This window comes from Mycobacterium sp. (genome assembly GCF_049281135.1).
GTDB lineage: Bacteria > Actinomycetota > Actinomycetes > Mycobacteriales > Mycobacteriaceae > Mycobacterium.
This window is the reverse complement of record NZ_JBAPRN010000513.1, coordinates 1-3,317: the sequence shown is the minus strand read 5'-3', so window position 1 is coordinate 3,317 and position 3,317 is coordinate 1. Positions and strand designations below refer to the sequence as shown.

2 protein-coding genes and 2 pseudogenes are annotated in these 3,317 nt (G+C 67.0%); 3 read left to right on the top strand and 1 reads right to left on the bottom strand.

Translation table 11 applies throughout. The features are described from left to right. Positions 1-422: pseudogene (locus WAN02_RS20410) on the top strand (oxidoreductase); the annotation flags it as partial. Between the two features lie 400 nt (positions 423-822). On the opposite strand, the gene WAN02_RS20405 reads toward WAN02_RS20410, so the two are convergent. Next, a complete protein-coding gene (locus WAN02_RS20405; protein ID WP_325695716.1) occupies positions 823-1,671 on the bottom strand; it encodes an HAD-IB family hydrolase in 849 nt (282 codons plus the stop codon). Positions 1,672-2,060: 389 nt separating this feature from the next. Here WAN02_RS20405 and ssd point away from each other — a divergent pair, with 389 nt between their 5' ends. After that, positions 2,061-3,149, top strand: a complete 1,089-nt coding sequence (gene ssd / locus WAN02_RS20400; protein ID WP_422266042.1) for a septum site-determining protein Ssd — start codon at positions 2,061-2,063, stop codon at positions 3,147-3,149. Further along, a pseudogene (locus WAN02_RS20395) lies at positions 3,146-3,317 on the top strand (TadA family conjugal transfer-associated ATPase); the annotation flags it as partial. The gene ssd and the pseudogene WAN02_RS20395, both read left to right, overlap by 4 nt.

The window sequence follows — 3,317 nt, the reverse complement described above, 5'->3', positions numbered from 1 at the left end:
AGAGCCGGCTGGGCAGGCCGCGCGCCGACGCCGATGTCGGACCCCGGTTGGAGTTGCTCACCGAGATCGTGACCGGCGCTACCAAGGCACCGGCCCCGGTGATCGCCGCGGTCGCCCACGGCGAGTTGCTGACCCTCGCTCCGTTCGGTACCGCGGACGGCGTGGTCGCGCGCGCGGTGTCGCGACTGGTGACCATCGCGACCGGTCTCGACCCGCACGGCCTGGGCGTGCCGGAGGTTGACTGGATGCGTCGCGCCGCCGACTACCGTGACGCCGCGCGCGGTTTCGCGGAAGGGACGCCCGAAGGCATGACTGCCTGGCTGGTGCTGTCGTGCCGGGCTATGCGCACCGGCGCGCAGGAGGCGTTGTCGATTGCTGAGACGCTTGCAGAAGGGCCGGCATCGGGCGGCTCAGACGAATAGAGCGGGCGGCGCACCGAAGGCATTCGGCTCGCCGCCCGCTAGCACGGGACCCGGTTACCATGCGTGCATCTGTGGGCTGCGTGGGGTGGCCTCGGCGATCTTGCGACGCTTCCGGCTGCAGCCCCACCCAAAGGACCGTCGACGCCGTCCACTCTTCGCAATTACGCAGGCCCGCAACACTTCTGCCATTATCGCGGCTATGACTCCGCGTGGGTGCCGGGTACCGTGCTGGGTTGCCCTGATCCGGGAGATCGATCCTTCTCTTCTGGATCGGTCTTGGCCGTACCGGGCTTCCGTAGATCCTTTGTACTCCGTGACCCCGGTCACATCAAGAGCCAATTGTCGTTAAAAAGCCGAAGTGATGCTGACCCGTGCCGGGGATAGTTTGCTGAGCCGCCGGCTACAGCGACAGTCGGCGCAGCAACGAATAGGTCAGCGCCCCGGCGGCTAGTGCGCTGATGCCGACTGCGGCGGTGGTTGCGACTGCGGCACCCGACGGTGCCGAGATGCGGTCGCGCAGCGATACCGGCCGGGAGAACTCGAGTACCGGCCAGTCGCGGGCCGACGCCTCGCGTCGCAGGGCGCGGTCCGGATTGACCACACTTGGATGGCCCACCACCTCGAGCATCGGCATGTCGGTGATCGAATCGGAGTAGGCATAGCAGTGCTCGAGCGGATAGCCCTCGCGCGCGGCCAGCTCGCGAATCGCCTGCACCTTCCCTTCGCCGAAGCAGTAGAACCCGATCTCGCCGGTGTACTTGCCGTCCTCGACAACCATCCGCGTCGCCATCGCGTGCGTGGCCCCCAGCGCACGCGCGATCGGCGCGACCAACTCCTCGCCGGATGCCGACACCACCACGACGTCTCGGCCGCACAACTTGTGGCTGGCGATCAGGTCGGCGGCCTCGGCGAACACCAGCGGCGTGACGATGTCGTGCAGCGTCTCGTTGACGATCGTCTTGATCTGCTCCACGTCCCAGCCGGTGCACATGTTGGTCAGGTGGATGCGCATCCGATCCATCTGGTCGTGGTCGGCGCCGGAGAGCAGGAACAGAAATTGAGCGTAGCTGGACTTCAGGACGGCCCTGCGGTTGATCAATCCCTGGGCGAAGAAGGGTTTGCTGAACGCCAGGGTGCTGGATTTGGCGATGATGGTCTTGTCGAGATCGAAAAAAGCTGCTGTGCGCGGACTGGGGCTGGCGGGCATCGATGATGTTTGCTGGTCAGCGGCCGAGTCTGATACGGTCACGGGCCCAGCATAGGGCGGTGCGACCGCAAATCGCGACGCTGTCGATAAAAGCGCCGGTCAGGTATGGTTTGGCGGCTAATGTAGACCGCAATCCGGTTGATTCAGCTACTTAGAGATTGTGTGCATCTTTCGGAAACAACCCTTGCGCGGCGCGACACTCTCATGTGTATAGTAAGAATCACTCGGCTTAGCCGAGGGTGTATCAGCCCGACCCCCCGGGGCTGATTCACGACGACCCTCGCCTCCTCCCCCCCTGGCGGGGGTCGTCCCTTTTCTGGGGCAAAATTCTTAGCTTGACCGACGTCGTCGTTGTGTGCACAGAGCGAGTTTCGTCCACAAATCCTGCCGCGCGACTGGCGGCGCCCGCCCCGCACCGGCACGGTGGGCCGATGGCTATCAGCGACGTCCGCGGCATTCTGGCCGTGCTTGCCGAGCCCGCATTGCGTGGCGAACTGGATCGGATTGCGGCGGCCGCCGGCGTGCGAGTTGTCCACGCCGGCAGCGCATTACCGGTGAGCCGGAAAGCGTGGTCGGCAGCGCTGGCGGTCATCCTCGACGAATCCGCTGCGCAGGGATGTGCCGTCACCGGATTGCCGCGCCGCGCACACGTGATTGTGGTGGCCGGCACCGACCCGGCGCCGACGACATGGGCGGCGGCCATCGACGTGGGTGCCCAGCATGTGCTGAAACTGCCTGCGCAAGAACATGATCTGGTCCGCGAGTTGGCGGACGCCGGTGACTCGGCCCGCGATGATGGCGCCGCCGGCACGGTGGTGGCGGTGATCGGCGGGCGCGGTGGGGCGGGTGCCTCACTGTTCGCGGTCGCGCTGGCACAGGCTGCGAGCAATTCGCTTCTGGTCGACGTCGATCCGTGGGCCGGTGGCATCGATCTGGTAGTCGGCGCGGAGACGACGCCCGGTGTGCGCTGGCCCGATCTGGCGCTGGAGGGTGGACGGCTGACTTGGTCGGCGGTGCGCGACGCGTTACCGCGACACCGCGGGATCAGCGTGCTGTCGGGCACCCGGCGCTGCGACGAATTGGACCCCGGCGCAGTGCAGGCCGTCATCGACGCAGGCCGTCGCGGCGGTGCGACCGTGGTGTGCGACCTCCCGCGTCGATTGAGCTGCGCCGTCGAGACTGTTTTGGAGACAGCCGATCTCGTCGTCGTGATCAGCCTGTGCGATGTGCGGGCGTGCGCGGCGACCGCCACGATGGCCCCAACGCTCGCCGGCTTGAATCCCAATCTCGGCTTGGTGGTGCGAGGCCCGTCTCCGGGCGGTCTGCGGGCCGAGGAGGTGGCTGAGATCGCCGGGTTACCGCTGCTGGTTTCGATGAAGCCCGACCCACGGCTGGCCGAGCAACTCGAGCAGGGCGGCCTGCGGTTGGGACGGCGTTCGGCGCTGGCGGCGGCGGCTCGTCGCGTCCTCGCGGTGCTGCCGGTGCATCCCGCCGCTCAGCACGATCGCCGCGCGGCATGACGGGCTCGCTGATCGACCGGGTGCGCGAGCGACTGGCGACCGAATCCGTTCCGCTGCGGCCCAAAGTGGTGGCCGACGCGATCCGGGCCGAGTCCGGTGGCGTACTCGGCGACACCGAGTTGCTGAGGAATCTTCGGATACTGCAAACCGAGCTGACCGGTGCTGGAA

Coding starts and splice junctions, on each gene's coding strand:
- ssd (WP_422266042.1), top strand. CDS start 2,061: ATGGCTATCAGCGACGTCCGCGGCATTCTGGCCGTGCTTGCCGAGCCC.